The organism is Pseudarthrobacter sp. CCNWLW207 (genome assembly GCF_037203945.1).
Classification (GTDB): domain Bacteria; phylum Actinomycetota; class Actinomycetes; order Actinomycetales; family Micrococcaceae; genus Arthrobacter.
The window spans coordinates 114,461-129,787 of the sequence record NZ_JBBCBS010000002.1 but is presented as its reverse complement, the minus strand read 5'-3'; the positions used below and the strand labels follow the sequence as shown (position 1 = coordinate 129,787).

The window sequence follows — 15,327 nt, the reverse complement described above, 5'->3', positions numbered from 1 at the left end:
CGGGGCCTATTGGTTTTAGCGCAGTGTTTTGAAGGCGCGGCCCATTCCTTCGAGCAGGCGGTCGGCGTCGTTGCTGGAGAAGGGCATGGGCGGACGGAGTTTCAGGACGTTGCCCTGGGCACCACAGGCCGAGATGAGGATCCGGTCCTGCCGGAGGGCATTTACGATGCCGGCGGCGGCTTTCCCGTCGGGCATAAGTGTGGACCGGTCGGTGACGAGATCAACGCCGATAAAGAAGCCGCTTCCGCGGACTTCTGCGACCTGTTCCAGCCCCTGGCTGAGGTCCTTGAGTCCGGTGAGGATCTTTCCGCCCACCTTGAGGGCGTTTTCTATGAGTGATTCCTCGCGGATCACGTCCAGGACGGCCTGAGCGGCCGCGATGGCTACGGAATTCCCGCCAAAGGTGTTGAAGTAGCGGATGTTCTTGCCGAACTCCTGCAGTAGTTCGGGCTTGAAGATTGCTGCCGCCACGGGGATGCCGTTGCCCATGGGTTTGCCGATGGTCACGATGTCCGGGACGATTCCGTGGCGTTGGAAGCCCCACCATTCCTCGCCGGTGCGGCCGAAGCCGGGCTGGACTTCATCGGCGACGTACAGGCCGCCGACGGCGTGAACTTCTTCGATGATGGGACGGAGGAAGCCTGCCGGGCCGGCGAAGATACCGTCGGAGGAGAAAATGCTGTCGGCAACAAAGGCCGCCAGTCCGATGCCGTGCCGGTGAAGGTCGGCGATGGCGGCACGCACCTGGTTCCTCAGGTGATCCTCAAGAGACCCTTGGTCCGATGAGTAGCGCAGGGCGTCCGGGGCATCAATGACCCGCACATTCGCGCCCAAGGGCACGCCGACACCCAAGGAGGGCGAGAATGAAGCTACTTCGGCGGTCAGGCCGTGGTACGCGCCGGAGGTGACGATAATGCCCTGGTTGCCGGTGGCGTATTTGGCCACGCGCATAGCGAGATCGTTGGCTTCGGACCCGGTGCAGGTGAACATGACATGGCCCAGTTCGGCCGGGAACGTGGACAGGAGCTGTTCGGAGTAATCAAGGATGGATTCCTGGACGTAGCGGGTGTTGGTGTTCAGCGTCTGCATCTGTTCGTGGACCGCGGCTATAACCCGCGGGTGGGCGTGGCCGACCGAGGGGACGTTGTTGTAAACGTCGAGGTACTCAGTTCCGTCCCGGTCAAACAGCGTCACGCCCTTGCCGCGAACGACCTCCAGCGGGGTGTCATAGAAAAGCCGGTACCCGGGTCCGAGGCTCTGGTCCCGGCGTCGGATGTTCTCCTGCATCTGATCCGGAAGCTCGCCAAGGCGGCTGGGATCAAAGCCATTGACCATGGCCTTGGAAGGCTTACGGATGGTTTGGGGACTAGAGTTCATGATTCTCTCCTGGAAAGCTGGTGAATCTGGTTCGGGGTGCGAAGGGCAGTTGTGGTGCCGGCACAGCGGCGGTGGCGGCCAGCCGGTCCCAGTCCTGCTTGGAGTGGGAGAGCAGATAATCGCGCCTTTCAGGCAATTGACTCGCCCGCCACTGCGTAATCAGGGCCCGCAGGAGGAGGCGGGCCTGCGCTGAGATGATCAGGGCCTCCAACTCCCGAACGGGCAGCGGACGGATCCTCAGATAACCATCCATGACATGCAGTGCGTGCTCCCAGGGGCTGCCCGGGTCTGCTCCCAGCAGGTTGGCCATCATGACGCTGAGGTCGAAGATCACCGGCGTGCGCACGACGTCTCCGAAGTCGATGATCCCGCTCACGTAGTCCGGCCTGTCCGGGTCGATAAGGACGTTGAACGGGCTGAAATCCCCGTGCACAACCTGGGAAGTCAGGGAACCCAGCCGCGGGACCACTGTCTCGTCGAACTGATCGAAAATTCCTTCAGCAAGGGAGCGTTTCTGCTTCTCCTCGAGATAGGCAAGCAGCGGCCGCATCCGGTGCAAGTGCTTGAGGTCCCAGAGGAGCAAACGGTCGGCACGCGGATGATCGAAGTCCCGCAGGGCAAGGCCCAGACGAGCAAGGCTTGAGCCCACCAACTGCAGCTGCCCGGCCGACGCCTCCTGACTGGCCAGCAAGTCTCCGGGCATGAAGCGCATCACCCGAAGTACCCGATTAAAAGGTCCTCGTGATGGCGGGAGGAGGACTTGCGGCTCTCCGCCAAGGCTCCTAACAAGGCGTTGAACTGGAAGTTCAGGGGCGGTCCGCTCCAAATATTCCATGCACGCCGTCTGCAACTGGACAATCACCGGATCCTCATCCGATGGTGACACCTTCACCAGATACGTTTCTTCGCGGTCCCGGAGCCGGAAAGTCTCGTCCTTCTCGGTGGGAATCCGGGCAAGCGTCCCCTTCAGGCCGTAGGACTGTTCAAGGAGTTCCAAGACAGTCGAGTCAGCGAGCTGGGACTGCCCTGCAAGGAGTCCACTCTCCGATGCGACGGCAGCAATAAAAGCAGAGTCGCTATTGACGCCCGCATCGTTTGCCCGGGCGAGGCCGGTGTGAAGTGCGCTGGGATCAACAGAAGGATTCATCTCACGCTTTCAATAGTCGAAGGAAAAACCAGAAGGCCCTAACAGCTGAGGATCTCGTGCCCGGCGGCAGTGCCGATGGAGAGTCCGCCGCAGCGGGTCAGGACGGAAGAGGCGGGTGTCCCCGCCCACGGCGCTACGGCCGTGGGCGGCACACGCGGCTTCGAACCCGGTGACGGAGTCGGACAGGCTGGACCGGTTCAGAGACCGAGGTTCCTGTTGATCTCGTCCAGGGACTTAACAGTTGTGTAGTCATAGCCCACGGTGATGGGGTCATAGCCACGGTCCAGCACAACGAGGTTCCGGAAGCCCATGTCGTGCATCGGATGCATGTCATACCGGGTGTGCGAGGCGACATGCAGGAAGTCCTCCGGCTTGGCATTGAGGGTGTCCAGCATGTACTCGAAGGCCTGGTAGCGCGGCTTGTAGGCCTGGGCCTGCTCGGCGGTCAACACGGCGTGGAAGTCCGCACCGAGCTTGGGAATGCTGATGTCCAGGAAGCTGGTGTCCGCGTTGGACAGCGCCACCAGCTGATAGTTATCGCCCATGAGCTTCAGCGGCGCCGGCACGTCCTCGTGTGCAACCCAGCCGCGTACAGCTTCTGCGAACTCTGCGCCGGCACCAGGGGTCGGCCCAATGCCCCACCGCTTGCACACGCGGTCAAAGGAATCCTGAAGGATCGCCTCGTAAGGCTTGTAATCGCCAAGGACCTCGTCGAACCGGTAACCGCGGAACTGCTTCTTGAAGGTTGGCCACTGCTCTTCAGAGATGCGGCCATCCAGCAGGCGGCGCGTGGTGGGATCGATGTCGAAGTTGATGAGCGTGCCGTAGACATCAAAGGAGATGTACTTCGGCCGAAAGTTGTTTGGAGCCACGATAAGTCCCTTCTTTGGGGCGTCAGGAGAGGGCCTCGGTCGTGACAGCATCTGCACCGTTAGACCGAGCTGAATGTTTTTGATTCACAATGAATCTAAATCCTCAAGCTGTCGATTGTCAACGATTTTTTTGAGATTTTCTCCCCGCCCAGGACACTGGCCAAGCTGCCGAGGAAGTGGGCAGCCCGGCGTCACTGGAGTAGTCTGGACCGCAGTGATTCTTCATATGTCTCTGTGACCCAGAGTTCCCGCAGCCTCCCGCAACTCCCGCGGCCGTCCCGTCCAGGAGTACTGATTCCGCGCGCCCGCAAGGGGAACTCATCACGAGTTCCCCTTCTCCCCGCACACACCGGAACCAACTTTGGGAGAACCCATGAACATCACTTCACAACGCCCGTCCAGCATCCCCGCCCCGGAACGGGACAGCCTCCGCCCGGACTGCAGCAACTGCTTCGCGCTGTGCTGCACCGCCTTCGGCTTCGCGCGATCCGCGGATTTCGCCATCGACAAGCCCGCCGCCACCCCCTGCTCGAACCTGGACCAGGATTTTTCCTGCACCATCCATGACCGGCTGAGGCCTCGGGGATTCCGTGGCTGCACTGTTTTTGACTGCTTTGGGGCTGGCCAAGCGGTGTCCCAACAGCTGTTCGGGGGCATCAGCTGGCGTGACGCCCCGGAATCGCAGCAGGACATGTTCGCGGCGTTTAGGGTCGTGCGGCAGCTGCACGAAATGCTCTGGCACCTGGCCGAAGCACAGGAAAGAACGTTCGACGCCGACACCGCCGGGGCGGCGCGTGGGCTCCGGACGGCCATCGCGGACCTGGCCCGCGGTCCGCTGGCGGCGCTGCTCGCCTGTGACCTCGAAGGCCTCCATTCAGCCGTCAGGACAATGCTCGTGGAGGTCAGCGAGGAAATCCGCGCTGGCTACTTCGCCGGCGGCACGGACCAGTTGGACTCCGCCCTGAAACCCGGCGCCGACCTGGCGGGAGCGAACCTGCGAACCCGGAAGCTGTGTGGCGCGGACCTTCGGGGAGCGTGCCTGATAGCGGCAGACCTTCGCACAAGCGACCTGGCCGGCGTGGACCTGCTGGGCGCGGATCTCCGGGATGCAAGGCTCGACGGCGCCGACCTCAGCGCTGCGCTTTTCCTCACCCAACCCCAGCTCAATTCGGCCCGGGGCAGCAGAACCACCCTGCTTCCGCGGGGACTGTCTGCGCCGCCGCACTGGCAGCAGGACTAACCGGGGAAGCGGTACAGCTGCGCACCGTGGGCGGGCAGCTTCACCTCAAGAGCGGGCAGGCCGTCCTGAAAGCCAAGGGCGGCCTCGTCCCCGCTCCATGCTTCGCGTGCCCGGCCTCCGGACAAGGCACCCACGCCCAGGTCGCCCACGGGAATCATCCGGACCAAGTCCGCCGTCCCGGTGTTGAACGCCGCGACAAACCGGTCCTCCGACGTCGTGCTTTCCGCTGCCCAAAGCACCAGGTCACCATCGCGGAGCAACTCACGGTTGTTGCGGCTCGCGTTGAGGACGTCGAGCAGATCGGTATTGGTCAGGAGGGCCAGCGTTTCGGGCGGCGACGACGGCAGGTCGCAGCCGAGCATCAGCGGCGAACGCGATACGCACCAGAGCGTCAACATAGTCCGCTGCTCATCCATGGTCAGGCGGCTGAGCCGTGCCGTGCCGCGTTCGGCGCGCAGGGCGATCCGCCCCACTGGCAGCATGTCCGCATCCGCCCAGGCGCCCTCGCGCTGGTGCGGCGCCCAGCGGGCCATCCGCGCGAACTGCGCTTCGACGTCCTCCCAGACATCCCACAGGTCATCGGACACCCGCCACATCTGGGCGTTGCCGCGAAGATGCTCCAGGTGGGCCAGGGACAGCACCCGGCCAGGCGACAGGCTGAGAACCATGTCCCGGCCGCAGCGTGAAATGGCGCGCTGATAGGCGGCGATCTCCGCGGCGAAGTATGGCCCAAGCATGTCGTCGGCCTTGACGAAGTCAACGCCCCATTCCGCGAACAGCCGCAGCTGGGAGTCGTAGTAGGCCTGCGCTCCGGGATGATCATGGTTGAGGCCAAAATTGTCGGTGTTCCACTCGCACGTGGAGGACGTGTCTGCGATCTGGTCCGCCGTGGCATTGGTGCCTTCAACGGGCAGCCTGTCCCGGACGGCTTGGCGGGGGATGCCGCGCATGATGTGCAGCCCGAACTTCAAGCCCATCCCGTGGATGCGCTCCGCGAGCGGCTTAAAGCCCCGGCCGCCCGCCGCAGACGGGAACCGGTTGACGGCGGGCATCTGGCGGCCGAAGCCGTCCAGCTCCAGCGCGGCGCCGTCGTTGTAGCCGCCGGCACGGGCCGCGGGTTCATACCACTGGATGTCCACCACCACGGTGTCCCAGCCGTACGGCAGAAGATGCTCGGCCATGAAGGCAGCGTTCGCCACGACCTCCTCTTCCGTCACGGTAGTGCCGTAGCAGTCCCAGCTGTTCCAGCCCATAGGAGGTGTCTGCGCGAGTGTCATCGGGCCAATTTACAACGATATAAACTGAAGCACCAGCACTCCGCGCTGGCCAGATTCTGAGAAACTTTACGAAATCCTTGACAACTTTCGTGAGCAAAGTAGCGTGGAAGCCATACCCTCCACCGGAAAGCGATCCAATGAAGAACTGGGCAGGAAACCTCGAATACTCCTCCGCTGACGTCCAACGACCGGCCTCAGTGGCCGGGCTCGCCGAGGTGGTGGCCGGCGCCAGCCGGGTAAAAGCACTCGGATCGCGGCACTCGTTCAACCGCGTAGGCGATACCGACGGCGTTCACGTCCTCCTGGACGCCCTGCCGCAGGAGATCGAGCTGGACTCGGAGCGGCAGACGGTCCGGGTCAGCGGCGGTATCAGCTACGGAGCTCTGTGCCGCACGCTGGAAAAGTCCGGCGTCGCGATCCACAACCTCGCCTCCCTGCCACATATCTCGGTGGCCGGCGCCATCCAGACCGGGACGCACGGCTCGGGCGTGGAGAACCCCTCCCTGGCCGGCGCCGTCGAACGCATCGACCTGGTCCGCGCCTCCGGCGAGCAGGTGTCCCTGTCCCGCGAGGACGGGGACGAGTTCGTGGGCAGCGTGGTGGGCCTCGGTGCCCTGGGCATCGTCACCGGCCTGGAACTGTCCGTGCGGCCGAGCTTTCAGATGCGGCAGCGGGTCTTGGAAAACCTGCCGTGGGACCGGGCCCTGGCCGACTTCCCTGCCCTGGTCTCCAGCGCCTACAGCGTCAGCCTCTTCACCGATTACGCAGGCGACGCCATCAGCCAGGTGTGGCTCAAGGCCCTCCACTCCCAGCCGGTCCTGACCGAACTCTTCGGCGCTTCTGCGGCCGTTGAGGCGCGGCACCCCCTGCCCGGAATGTCCGGCGAAAACTGCACGGTGCAGCTGGACGAACCCGGCCCTTGGCTGGACCGGTTGCCGCATTTCCGCCACGAATTCACGCCCAGCAACGGCGAGGAACTCCAAAGCGAATACATCCTGCCCCTGGAGCACGGACCGGCCGCCATCCAGGCCATCCGCAGCCTCGCGGCCAAGCTGGCACCGCTGCTGTTCGTCTCCGAAATCCGCACCGGGGCCGCGGACGAGTTCTGGCTCAGCCCGTTCTACCGGCAGCAGAGCGTGGCCCTGCACTTCACGTGGAAGCCGCTGCAGTCCGAGGTGGAGGCTGTCCTTCCCGAACTGGAGGAACTCCTCCGCCCGTTCGGGGCCCGGCCGCACTGGGGAAAGCTGTTTACGCCAGCCGGCCACGACTGGGAAGCGCTGTACCCGAAGTTCGCCGATTTCCGCGCCCTGGCAGCCCGGCACGATCCCGAAGGCAAGTTCCGCAACGGATTGCTGGACAGCATCCTGGGAGCTCCGGCGGCCAGCCTGCGCTGACCCCTGTCCATCGGAGTTTTGTCCAGCTACCGGGACTTCCGCGGCCGCCAGCCAGCCGTACCTGGACAAAACCTCCAGCTGTTAACTGATCAGCGCCAGCACGGCTCCGGCCATAACAACCCCGCCGGACTTGGCCCTGACGTCGGTGACCTTACCGTCACGGTGCGCGGCGACCTGGGTTTCCATCTTCATGGCCTCAAGCACCACCACGGGATCCCCCGCAGCAACCTCGGCTCCAGGCTCTACGAGCCACTTCACCACCGTGCCGGACATGCCCGCGCGGAGCTCACCCGGATCCCCAGAGGTGGCGGCAGCACCGCCGTCGGCCGCCGTCGGCGAGGAGGCAACAGAAACCCCGTCGGGCACAGCCCCGCCGGACCGCGCCCAGCCATCCAGCAGGACCGCGGGAAGGCCGACGGCGAGGCGCCGGCCGTCGACGTCGACGGTAATGGTGCGCCGCTCACTATCCGGAACGGACGTGCCGAACTCCGGATCCGCCGCGATCGAATCGGCGAAGTCCGTCTCGATCCACCGGGTGTGGATTCCGAGGGCGGATTCGGAGGTGAAGTCCGGAGCCTGGACGACCGCGCGGTGGAACGGCAGGACGGTGGCAACGCCCGTGATCTGCATTTCTGCGAGGGCGCGGCGGGCCCGGCGGAGCGCCTGCTGGCGGTCGGCGCCGGTGACGATCAGCTTGGCCAGCAGGGAATCGAACTGTGGCGCCACGATGGAGCCGGAACGGACTCCGGAGTCGAGCCGGATGCCCGGACCGGTGGGACCGCTGAAGCTGGTGATCGTCCCGGGTGACGGGAGGAAGCCCCGGCCCACGTCCTCAGCGTTGAGCCGGAATTCGAAGGAGTGGCCGCGCGGTGCGGGATCGGAAGTGAAACGCAGCGGCTCGCCGGCGGCGATGCGGAGTTGCTCCTGGACGAGGTCGATTCCCGTGGTCTCCTCGGTGATGGGGTGCTCCACCTGCAGGCGGGTGTTCACCTCAAGGAAGGCGACGGTACCGTCCGCGGCAACCAGGAATTCCACCGTTCCGGCCCCTGAGTAGGAGGCTTCGCGGCAGACTGCCTTGGCGGCGTCGTAAATTTGCCGGGTCTGAGCTTCGGTCAGGAACGGCGCGGGCGCCTCTTCAACGAGTTTCTGGTGCCGGCGCTGCAGCGAGCAGTCGCGGGTTCCCACCACCACCACGTTGCCGTGCTGGTCCGCCAGGACCTGCGCTTCCACGTGCCGGGGCCGGTCCAGGTACCGCTCCACAAAGCACTCGCCGCGGCCGAAGGCCACCACAGCTTCGCGGACTGCCGAGTCGAAGGATTCCTCGATCTGGTCCATCTCCCGGACCACTTTCAGCCCGCGCCCGCCACCCCCAAAGGCCGCCTTGATGGCGATGGGCAGGCCGTGCTGTTCGGCGAACTCGCGTGCCTCGGCGGCCGTGGCCACCGGTCCGTCGCTGCCGGCCACCAGCGGAGCCCCCGCCCGGACAGCGATCTCACGCGCGGTGATCTTGTTGCCAAGCTGCCGGATGGCCTCCGGAGTGGGGCCGATCCAAGTCAGGCCCGCGTCCAGGACGGCCTGGGCAAAGCCGGCGTTCTCGGACAGGAAGCCGTAACCGGGATGGATGGCGTCAGCACCGGAAGCCGCGGCTGCCTGTAACAGTTTGGGGATGTCCAGGTAGGTTTCCGACGGCGCGTTGCCGCCCAGGCTGTAGGCCTCGGTGGCGGCGCCAACGTGCATGGCGTCGGCGTCCACGTCCGCGTACACCGCTACGGATTCCAGGCCTGCGTCCTCGCAGGCACGGGCAATTCGGACGGCGATTTCTCCGCGGTTGGCGATCAGGACCTTGCGCATCAGTTGCTCACTTTTGTCTGGGAAGTTTTGGGAGAGGAATAGCTGGTGGGACGCCCGTGGCCGGGAGCCCAGCGAAAGCGGATGGAGCCGCCGATCGGCACCTGGGCGGCCAGGTCAAGCTGGTGGTCCACCACCACGCCGATTACCGGGTAGCCGCCCGTTATGGGGTGGTCGGCCAGGAAAAGCACGGGCTGGCCTTCGGGCGGGATCTGGAGCGCGCCGGCCATGGTTCCTTCGCTGGGCAGTTCACCATCCCGGCTCCGGTTCAGCGGCTGGCCGTCCAGGCGCATGCCCACCCGGTTGGAGCGGGGCGTTACGGCCCAGTCCTGGCTGCAGAGCGACTCCAGCGCGGCGTCGTCGAACCAGTCATCGCGCGGGCCGGGGACGATGTCCAGGACTGTGACGCCGGTATCCGGGAAATCAGGCTGCAGTTCGGGGTTGCCCACCACGTTGGAGGATGTGGCAGCGCCCGCGCCCAGCAGCTGCCCGGCGGCCAGCGGCGCAGGCCCGATCCCGGACATGGTGTCCGTGGACCGGCTTCCGAGCACGGCGTCGGCCAGCGCCCCGCCGCGGATAGCAAGGTACGTGCGGAAGCCGCGCTCCGGCGCCCCGATGGTCAGGATCTCGCCGTCCAGCAGGGCAAATGCCGTGGCCATGGGCACGGTGCGAACCTGCTCCGGTTGATCATCTTCCGGTGCGGCTTCGCCAGAAGCGGACGACGGCGTCACAACAGTCAGTGCCGACGGCGCACCGGTGACTGCAAGGACCTGGTCCCCCACCGCCTGCACGCGCAGCCCGCCCGCAACGGATTCGACGACGGCGGCTGACGGCTGGTTGCCCACGATCCGGTTGGCGCGGCGCAGGGAAGAGCGGTCCAGGGCTCCGGCGGAGGACACGCCCAGGCCGGCATGGCCGGGACGGCCAAGGTCCTGGATGAGGCTTTGGAGTCCCGGTGACAGGATCCGCAGGCCGGACTGGGTTCCAGTGGCGTTCGTAGTGGCGTTTTCGCGGCGAGCGGCGTCGGAAGCAGTTGACTGAGGGACAACCTCAACGAGCTCCCGCACCGCCCGGAACTGCACGCGGTCGCCTGGCGCGGCCAAGGCCGGCTGCTCGCGGCTGAGGTCCCACATGTGCGCCGCGGTCCGGCCGATTAGTTGCCAGCCACCCGGGGACTTCCGCGGGTATACGGCGGAGTAGTTGCCCGCCAGGGCCACCGAGCCTGCCGGGACGGCGGTCCGGGGCGAACTCCGGCGTGGAACTTCAAGGACCTGGTTCTCCCCCACCATGTAGCCAAAGCCCGGGGCGAAGCCACCAAAGGCCACGGTCCAGATCTGTCCGGTGTGGGCGGCGATGACGCCGTGAGCGCTGAGGCCGGTGAGCCGCGCTACTTCGGCGAGGTCCTCGCCGTTGTACACGGTATCGATCTGCACCAGCTTGCCTTCGGCGTGGGATTGGACCGTCAGGTCCATGCCCAGCAGCAGGCTGGGCATCCGGCGTGCGGCCGCGGGCGAGTCCGCCTTGACCATCACGGTTTCGGCGGCGGCCAGGACATCAACCTGGCCGGGCAGCGGCTCTTCCAGGAGCAGTGCCTGCAGGGCCAGCACGTCATGGAGCCCGGAGAGTTCGGCGAGAACCGCCGTCGTGCCTACCGGCCGGACGGCGAGGACACGGGCTGCCGCGCTTGTTTTGCTGACTGTTTCCATCGGAATCACGCGGCCGCTCCGGCGAAGGCCGAGATCGTGACACCGGCGGCGGCAAGCGCGTCTTTGACCGCGATGGCCATCTCCACGGCGCCGGGGGAGTCGCCGTGGACGCAGATGCTTTCGGCGTGGATCTTCAGGACGGACCCGTCGACGGTGCGGACGGATGATTCGGTGGCCATCCGGAGCACGTGCTCGGCCACCTGCGCTGGGTCCTCCAGCACGGCGCCGGGCAGGGTGCGGGAAACCAGGGTGCCGTCGGGGTTGTAGGCCCGGTCCGCGAAAGCTTCAGTGACCGGCCGCAGCCCGGCGGCTTCGGCGAGCCGGAGCACCTCGGAGCCCGGAAGGCCAAGAATGGGAAGTCCCGGATCCACGGACTTCACGGCGTCCACCACCGCTTGCGCCTGGGCCGTGTGATGGACGATGGCGTTGTACAGGCCGCCGTGGGGTTTGACGTACCGGACCTGGGCCCCTTCCGCAGCGGCCAGCGCCTGCAGCGCGCCGAGCTGGTAGACGACGTCGTCCGCGAGTTCGCCGGGGCTGATGTCCAGGAAGCGGCGGCCGAAGCCAGCAAGGTCCCGGTAGCCCACATGCGCGCCTATGACCACGTTCGCGGCCGCGGCCTTGCGGCACGTTGCCCTGATCACACTGGGATCGCCGGCATGGAAGCCGCACGCCACGTTCGCGCTGCTGACAGAGCGGAACATGGCCGAGTCATCGCCGAGCGTCCAGCGTCCGAACGATTCGCCTACGTCACTGTTCAGGTCGATGCTTGCCATTGTGATCCTCATCTCATGGGTGTGCTCTACCAAGAATGCCCTAAATCCTCGGATTGTTCAACAATCCAACGATATTGAATCGGACGAATTTTCCTGGGCCGCTAGGCTGGAGGAATGAAACGTTGCCTTGCCGCCCTGTCCGCCGTCCCCCTGATGCTTGTCCTCGCCGGCTGCGGATCGGTGCAGGAGGCCGCCGAAACAGCCGCCAGCGACGCCGCCTCGAAGGTGGCCACCGCCGCGGCGGATGAGGTCACCAGGCAAATCTGCGCCGTGATCCAGGATGGCCTGGTCAGCGTGGAGGACAAGGCAGTACTTGGCGGGCTGGTGGCCGCCGCCGAAACAGCCGGCGTCCCCTCAGACATCACAACCCCGCTGGGCGAGATCGCCGAAGCCGGCGACCAAGTTCCCGCCGAGTCGGTTACAGCATTGAAGGAAGCCTGCCCGGCCTAGCTGCAGGTCCCCCACCCACCGAACCGGCCGCGCTCAGGGCCGGGGCCCTCCCGGGCGGCTCAGCGCAGCTCACCCGCGCCGATGCTCGACATTCGGACTATCCACCCCATGGAGCTTGGCGGCATGGTCTCCCGCGCTGCGGGGATGCCGGTCCTCCGGCTCAGGGAACCGCACGACGGCGGAGTCCGGGTCCGGGCTCGGAAGGGAACCTACCAGCTTGGCAAGTTCCTCCCGGAGGACTTTCCACCCGATGGCCGGGTCCTGCGGATAGGCGCGGATCTCAGCCTGCGCTGCTGCAGCCAGGGCTGCGGCGCCGACTTCGGTGAGTTCAACCTTGAATTGCCTGCGGTCAACGGTCTGCCGCGTCCGCGTGATGTGTCCCGTCCCCTCCAGCCGGAGCAGGACCCGGCCCAAGGTCTGGCTCTGCACGTGTACTGCGGCTGCCAACTGTTCCTGGTTGAGCGGCCCGGCCGAAAGACCCTCGAGGGCGATGACGGCGGCGCGGGTCAGGCCCAGCGGCGCAAGGGCATCGTCCTGCCGCCGCTGGACCATTCGCGCGGCCAGTGTCAGCAGGCGGTAGCTGTTCCGGGCATCTGGATCAAGATTGCTGCTCATCGACCGCGGCCTCCTGTGGATGGCGGATTGGGCGTGGTGGCACCTCTTCTGGTGCACCGCTTCCGCCTCCACAATAAGCATGCTTACCATATGAATTGCAAGTATGCTTATTATTCTCCCTTGGCCGGTGGCCGATTATGCGCTGGTTGGGCTCTGGAACTCTAACGCTTGCCCTTTTTCCGGGAGCCCTTGCCCCGGCCCTTGTCCGGATTCGGGGCATACCGCTGCGCCACCTTGGGCTTCTTGACCGCAGGTCCCCGCCGGTCCGGCTTCGGTTCCCGCTTAGGCTTTTCCTGCTGGGCTGAAGGCTGCCGCGAACTCTGCGCCGTCCGGCCACGGACAATTCCGATGAACTCTTCAATGATCTCGTCCGTGGATTCGCTGGGCCAGGCCACGGCGATCTCCGTGGCGGGCGCACCAGTCAGGCGCCGGGCAACGGTGTCCTTGACGTTGAAGTGGCGCGCCACGGACATTGGCAGAATGACCAGGCCCGCCCCGGAGGCCACCACCTGCATGGCCATTTCGGCTCCGCCGAGTTCGGCCACGTCCAGGAACGTCTCTTCGGCCAGGTCCGCCAGCGCCACTTCCTCAAACACCGAGATCTCGTGCCCCTTGGGGGCGACCACTACGGGCTGCTCCTCATACAGGGGAATCACACTGAGGCCTTCGCGGTCCACGGGGAGCCGGACGAAGCTGAGGTCCGCGGAACCGTCACGCAGCACTTCCAGCTGCGCGCCGTCGTCGGACATAAAAGACTGCAGCGGGATATCCAGCACACGCTCTTCCCAGCGGCGGATCCACTTGCCCGGCGTCACGCCGGCCACGTAGGCGAAGCGCAGCACCCGCGGCGCCGCTTCCTCCGGTGAGTCAGCGGGGCTGTTATCGGAGGGCGCGGCGTTCTGCGGGGATTCATTGTCAGCGGGCACGTCTTCACAGTACCGCCCGCCCGGATACCCTTGAAGCATGACCTCTGCAAACTCCCAGTCCATGAAGCCGGCCACCGTTGCCAAGAAGCTTGGCATCTACCTGCCCGCAACACCGCAGGAGTTCCAGGATTCGACCATCACCCGCGCCGATTTCGCCGAGCTCCAGGCCAACCCGCCGGAGTGGCTCGCCGAACTCCGGCGCAACGGGCCGCACCCGCGCCCCGTGGTGGCCCAGAAGCTGAACGTTTCCATCAGCGGCCTGGCCCGCGGCGGTGTGGAGGAAGCGCTGACGACGGCGGAAATCACCGCGCTGCTTCAGGCGCCCCCGGCGTGGCTGGTCACCGAGCGCGCTACGCATGCGGCCGTCCGCGCCGAAGCCCAGCGGGTCAAGGACGAGGCAGCCAAGAAGGACGCCAAAAAGGCACGCGCCAAGGCCGAGTAGTCCGTTTCGCCCCGCGCATTCGAGGCTTGTTCGCGGATCCGGACCTTCGTGGTTCGGATCTGCGAACAAGCCTCTGTTGTGTCCGGGGGCGGGCTAGGTAGGCGTCAGTCCTGGTGCAGCTGCACGAAGTTTCCGCAGCCGTCGTCGAACACTGCGCTGATGCCGGAGGGGTCCTCGGACGGTTGACCTTGGAAGGTGACGCCGGCGGCGACCAGTCGGTTGTACTCCGCCTGCACATCGGGGACGCCCAGGACGATGGCCGGGAGCCCGGCGTCGTGCACGGCGTTCATGTAGTCCGCCCCGATGGGGTTGTCACTGGGCTCCAACAGGAGTCCCACCGACCCGGCGTCGGAGCCTGGGTCCTTGATGATGAACAGGTTGTGTTCGGGCATGGCCATCAGGGTCTCGAAACCCAGGGTTTCCGTGTAGAACGTGTGGGCCGCGGCGGGGTCCTTGACGTGGATGCTGCACATTTTGAGTCGCATGGTCATACGCTACGCGGTGGCGGCGCAGCTGAGTAGGTTCAATCCAGGGGCTTGGCTCGCCCACAGCGCTGCCGGCGTTCCTACCCATTGACCCGGCCGCCCGGAGGGGTTGCAATGGAAGAAGCAACCCGGAGTCCTGGGCCGGGCCTGACGCTGGGAGGTGCCGCGGTGCCCGCCTTGATTGAATCCGTCCTTTCGGGAACCTGGCAGCTGTTGTTCTGGGGAGCTGTGCTGGCGTGCGCGGTAGCCGCGACGGTTTTTGCCGTGCGCCTGCACTCTGCGCCGGAGCCGGCCGGCCGGGCCTCCGACACCTTGTTCTGGGACGTATTTATGGGCTCGGCAGTGGCGGTCCCCGCGATCCTCATTCCCACGCTGGCCTCGCCGTGGGCAGGGATCGTGCTGGCCGCTGTGGGCGGAGCAACGGGGGTGGCGGCCTACCGGAGCCATCCTCGAATCATGGCGTGGCAGACTACTCGGCGCCAGCGCCGGCAGGAGCAGCCGCTTTATACGGCAGCGCAGGCTGAACACAGCACGCTGCTGGCACGGTGGAGCCGGTATGAGCTGGATCCGGCCTATTGCATCGATTACCCGGCCATGACCGACGTCCGGCAGCCCGAAACTGCGGCAGTGATCAGGGCAATGCGGGAAGCCGAGCAGCTACGGGCCGTCCCGCATCAGGGGTATGCCCCCGCCGTCGCGCGCCTTCGCCTGGCCTTGACCGAGGCCGAAAAAGCGGCGGGAATTCCGGCGCCCGCTGAATGAGTGCCGACTG

Annotated in this window: 15 protein-coding genes; 5 read left to right on the top strand and 10 right to left on the bottom strand. The window is 65.9% G+C overall.

What is annotated here, in order from left to right; all coding sequences use genetic code 11:
* Positions 1–15 precede the first annotated feature (15 nt).
* The 3 genes from V9L17_RS03650 to V9L17_RS03640 all read right to left on the bottom strand — a co-directional run bounded on the left by V9L17_RS03650 (position 16) and on the right by V9L17_RS03640 (position 3,396).
* Complete coding sequence (locus tag V9L17_RS03650; RefSeq protein ID WP_337350501.1) at positions 16–1,377, bottom strand: aspartate aminotransferase family protein; 1,362 nt, start codon at positions 1,375–1,377, stop codon at positions 16–18.
* Positions 1,367–2,524: a phosphotransferase gene (locus V9L17_RS03645; protein WP_337350500.1), complete on the bottom strand. Its 1,158-nt coding sequence runs from the start codon at positions 2,522–2,524 to the stop codon at positions 1,367–1,369. The genes V9L17_RS03650 and V9L17_RS03645 overlap by 11 nt, the downstream gene beginning before the upstream one ends.
* A 197-nt stretch (positions 2,525–2,721) precedes the next feature.
* Complete coding sequence (locus V9L17_RS03640; protein ID WP_337350499.1) at positions 2,722–3,396, bottom strand: haloacid dehalogenase type II; 675 nt, start codon at positions 3,394–3,396, stop codon at positions 2,722–2,724.
* Between the two features lie 373 nt (positions 3,397–3,769).
* Here V9L17_RS03640 and V9L17_RS03635 point away from each other — a divergent pair, with 373 nt between their 5' ends.
* On the top strand, positions 3,770–4,636 hold the full coding sequence (locus V9L17_RS03635) for a pentapeptide repeat-containing protein (protein WP_337350498.1): 867 nt from the start codon (positions 3,770–3,772) through the stop codon (positions 4,634–4,636).
* On the opposite strand, the gene V9L17_RS03630 is transcribed toward V9L17_RS03635, so the two are convergent.
* Complete coding sequence (locus tag V9L17_RS03630) at positions 4,633–5,913, bottom strand: glycoside hydrolase family 27 protein (RefSeq protein ID WP_337350497.1); 1,281 nt, start codon at positions 5,911–5,913, stop codon at positions 4,633–4,635. The genes V9L17_RS03635 and V9L17_RS03630 overlap by 4 nt on opposite strands.
* Positions 5,914–6,050: 137 nt before the next feature.
* Here V9L17_RS03630 and V9L17_RS03625 point away from each other — a divergent pair, with 137 nt between their 5' ends.
* A complete protein-coding gene (locus tag V9L17_RS03625; RefSeq protein WP_337350496.1) occupies positions 6,051–7,307 on the top strand; it encodes a D-arabinono-1,4-lactone oxidase in 1,257 nt (418 codons plus the stop codon).
* 81 nt (positions 7,308–7,388) lie between these two features.
* Here the strand turns inward: V9L17_RS03625 and V9L17_RS03620 are convergent, their stop codons facing one another.
* Genes V9L17_RS03620 through V9L17_RS03610 form a run of 3 tightly spaced genes read right to left on the bottom strand, consistent with a single transcriptional unit; the run spans position 7,389 to position 11,637 of the window.
* Positions 7,389–9,158, bottom strand: coding sequence for an acetyl/propionyl/methylcrotonyl-CoA carboxylase subunit alpha (locus V9L17_RS03620; protein WP_337350495.1), 1,770 nt, complete (start codon positions 9,156–9,158; stop codon positions 7,389–7,391).
* Entirely contained in the window at positions 9,158–10,861 is a 1,704-nt protein-coding gene (locus V9L17_RS03615) for a 5-oxoprolinase/urea amidolyase family protein (protein WP_337350494.1), read from the bottom strand. The genes V9L17_RS03620 and V9L17_RS03615 overlap by 1 nt, the downstream gene beginning before the upstream one ends.
* Before the next feature lie 5 nt (positions 10,862–10,866).
* Positions 10,867–11,637, bottom strand: a complete 771-nt coding sequence (locus V9L17_RS03610; protein WP_337345228.1) for a LamB/YcsF family protein — start codon at positions 11,635–11,637, stop codon at positions 10,867–10,869.
* A 114-nt stretch (positions 11,638–11,751) separates the two neighbouring features.
* Between V9L17_RS03610 and V9L17_RS03605 the strand changes: the two genes are divergently transcribed.
* Positions 11,752–12,087 (top strand): hypothetical protein, encoded by a 336-nt coding sequence (locus tag V9L17_RS03605; protein WP_337350493.1) that lies wholly within the window; start codon positions 11,752–11,754, stop codon positions 12,085–12,087.
* 69 nt (positions 12,088–12,156) lie between these two features.
* Here the strand turns inward: V9L17_RS03605 and V9L17_RS03600 are convergent, their stop codons facing one another.
* The gene (locus V9L17_RS03600; RefSeq protein WP_337345226.1) at positions 12,157–12,702 is read right to left on the bottom strand and encodes a MarR family winged helix-turn-helix transcriptional regulator; all 546 of its coding nucleotides are present in this window, start codon (positions 12,700–12,702) and stop codon (positions 12,157–12,159) included.
* A 161-nt stretch (positions 12,703–12,863) separates the two neighbouring features.
* On the bottom strand, positions 12,864–13,703 hold the full coding sequence (locus tag V9L17_RS03595) for a LysR family substrate-binding domain-containing protein (RefSeq protein WP_443198001.1): 840 nt from the start codon (positions 13,701–13,703) through the stop codon (positions 12,864–12,866).
* On the opposite strand from V9L17_RS03595, the gene V9L17_RS03590 reads away from it, so the two are divergent.
* A complete protein-coding gene (locus tag V9L17_RS03590) occupies positions 13,666–14,070 on the top strand; it encodes a DUF5997 family protein (RefSeq protein ID WP_337345224.1) in 405 nt (134 codons plus the stop codon). The genes V9L17_RS03595 and V9L17_RS03590 overlap by 38 nt on opposite strands.
* A 104-nt stretch (positions 14,071–14,174) precedes the next feature.
* Here the strand turns inward: V9L17_RS03590 and V9L17_RS03585 are convergent, their stop codons facing one another.
* Positions 14,175–14,555: a VOC family protein gene (locus V9L17_RS03585; RefSeq protein ID WP_337345223.1), complete on the bottom strand. Its 381-nt coding sequence runs from the start codon at positions 14,553–14,555 to the stop codon at positions 14,175–14,177.
* A gap of 114 nt (positions 14,556–14,669) precedes the next feature.
* Here V9L17_RS03585 and V9L17_RS03580 point away from each other — a divergent pair, with 114 nt between their 5' ends.
* Positions 14,670–15,317, top strand: coding sequence for a hypothetical protein (locus V9L17_RS03580; protein ID WP_337350491.1), 648 nt, complete (start codon positions 14,670–14,672; stop codon positions 15,315–15,317).
* Positions 15,318–15,327: the final 10 nt, after the last annotated feature.

Coding starts and splice junctions, on each gene's coding strand:
- V9L17_RS03635 (WP_337350498.1), top strand. CDS start 3,770: ATGAACATCACTTCACAACGCCCGTCCAGCATCCCCGCCCCGGAACGG.
- V9L17_RS03615 (WP_337350494.1), bottom strand. CDS start 10,861: ATGGAAACAGTCAGCAAAACAAGCGCGGCAGCCCGTGTCCTCGCCGTC.
- V9L17_RS03580 (WP_337350491.1), top strand. CDS start 14,670: ATGGAAGAAGCAACCCGGAGTCCTGGGCCGGGCCTGACGCTGGGAGGT.
- V9L17_RS03625 (WP_337350496.1), top strand. CDS start 6,051: ATGAAGAACTGGGCAGGAAACCTCGAATACTCCTCCGCTGACGTCCAA.
- V9L17_RS03650 (WP_337350501.1), bottom strand. CDS start 1,377: ATGAACTCTAGTCCCCAAACCATCCGTAAGCCTTCCAAGGCCATGGTC.
- V9L17_RS03605 (WP_337350493.1), top strand. CDS start 11,752: ATGAAACGTTGCCTTGCCGCCCTGTCCGCCGTCCCCCTGATGCTTGTC.
- V9L17_RS03600 (WP_337345226.1), bottom strand. CDS start 12,702: ATGAGCAGCAATCTTGATCCAGATGCCCGGAACAGCTACCGCCTGCTG.
- V9L17_RS03610 (WP_337345228.1), bottom strand. CDS start 11,637: ATGGCAAGCATCGACCTGAACAGTGACGTAGGCGAATCGTTCGGACGC.
- V9L17_RS03630 (WP_337350497.1), bottom strand. CDS start 5,913: ATGACACTCGCGCAGACACCTCCTATGGGCTGGAACAGCTGGGACTGC.
- V9L17_RS03645 (WP_337350500.1), bottom strand. CDS start 2,524: ATGAATCCTTCTGTTGATCCCAGCGCACTTCACACCGGCCTCGCCCGG.
- V9L17_RS03585 (WP_337345223.1), bottom strand. CDS start 14,555: ATGCGACTCAAAATGTGCAGCATCCACGTCAAGGACCCCGCCGCGGCC.
- V9L17_RS03620 (WP_337350495.1), bottom strand. CDS start 9,158: ATGCGCAAGGTCCTGATCGCCAACCGCGGAGAAATCGCCGTCCGAATT.
- V9L17_RS03590 (WP_337345224.1), top strand. CDS start 13,666: ATGACCTCTGCAAACTCCCAGTCCATGAAGCCGGCCACCGTTGCCAAG.